This window comes from Streptomyces sp. HSW2009, from assembly GCF_040240285.1.
Lineage (GTDB): Bacteria > Actinomycetota > Actinomycetes > Streptomycetales > Streptomycetaceae > Streptomyces.
In genome coordinates this window covers 1-1,264 of sequence record NZ_JBEHZD010001015.1, presented here as the reverse complement: position 1 = coordinate 1,264, position 1,264 = coordinate 1, and the positions used below count along the sequence as shown (strand labels likewise).

General features: G+C 72.7%; 1 protein-coding gene. It reads left to right on the top strand.

Features of this window, described 5'->3' with window-relative positions; all coding sequences use genetic code 11:
- Nucleotides 1-400: 400 nt before the first annotated feature.
- A complete protein-coding gene (locus tag AAHZ94_RS34270) occupies nucleotides 401-1,192 on the top strand; it encodes a DUF4232 domain-containing protein (RefSeq protein WP_349997585.1) in 792 nt (263 codons plus the stop codon).
- Nucleotides 1,193-1,264 lie beyond the last annotated feature (72 nt).

Genomic DNA, 1,264 nt, shown 5'->3' with positions numbered 1-1,264 from the left:
CCCCGCAACCTACAACCCCGCCCCCCCACAAACCCACCGCCCCCCCCACCCCCCCCCCCCGCCCCGCCCCCCCCCCCCGCGCCGGGGGCCCCGAACCCACACCCGGGGCCCCGGCGCGGCGCCGGCCCCCCGTGCCTGGCTCCTGACCCCCGCCCCCACACCCAGCCCCCAGCCCCCGGGCCCACGGTCCCGTACGGCTCGCGCCTGCCTACGCGGCGTGTGGTTCGCGGAGCGTTAGCGGTGGGCGCGGAATCGCGGAGTCCGCACGTCAGCGGAACGTCAGCGGTGCGGCAGTGGAACGTGAGCGACGCCCCGCAGAATCGTAGATGTCAGCAGGTCAGGGGCGGATGCCAATGACCGGGCAACCACCGTTCCGACCTTCCTTCTGGGGGAAAACACCATGCGTACCTTCCGTAACCGCACCGCCGTCCTGACCGCCGCCACCGCCGCGATGCTCTCCCTGGCGCTCACCGCCTGCAACGGGGAAGACTCCAAGGACACCAAGTCCTCCTCGCCGGCCGCCAGCGCCCCCGCGGAGAGCGGTGGCCAGGACCAGGGCACCGACAAGGGCCAGGGCTCCACCGAGCAGAGTGGCGGCCAGCAGCAGAGCACGTCCGGCGGCCAGAGCGGCGAGCAGAGCCAGGGCGGCGGCAGCAACAGCAGCGCCGGCGGCTCCAGCCAAGGCGGCTCCGACCAGGCCCAGACGCCGAGCAAGAGCGGCGGCAGCGACCAGGCCACGACCTCCGGCGGCAAGGGCTCCAGCAACAAGGGCCTCGTCCCGTGCCAGGCCTCGCAGCTTTCGATCAGCGCCGCCACCGTCGACGGCCCGCCCTACACCCACCTGACCCTCACGGCGAAGAACACCACCGGCAACCCCTGCCTGATGGTCGGCTTCCCGAAGATCCACTTCCTGGACAACGCCCACGGCATCGTCCCGGCCGTCGCCAAGAGCAAGCCGGCCGGCCAGGTCGTCGTGCAGCCGGGTGGCTCCGCCTACGCCGCGGTCCGCCTCTCCGAGGGCGGCCGGAAGGAGAGCACCGAGACGGTGAAGGAGTTCACCGTCACGCTGGAGGGCGGCGCCGGCATGGACAGCGTCGTCGCGCCCGGTGCCGAGGGCATCAGCGTCGACCCGGCCAAGTGGGCCACCGGCTACTGGACCCCGGAGCTGCGCAACGGCGCCGACGAGTTCTAAGCCCTCCCCCAGTCGCTGGGTCATATAAACCACAGGACCAGCCGCCGCGACAACCTGTGTTGGTCAAGGTGG

Bases quoted from the DNA above. Each gene is read 5' to 3' on its own strand.
- AAHZ94_RS34270 (WP_349997585.1), top strand. From the start codon at position 401: ATGCGTACCTTCCGTAACCGCACCGCCGTCCTGACCGCCGCCACCGCC.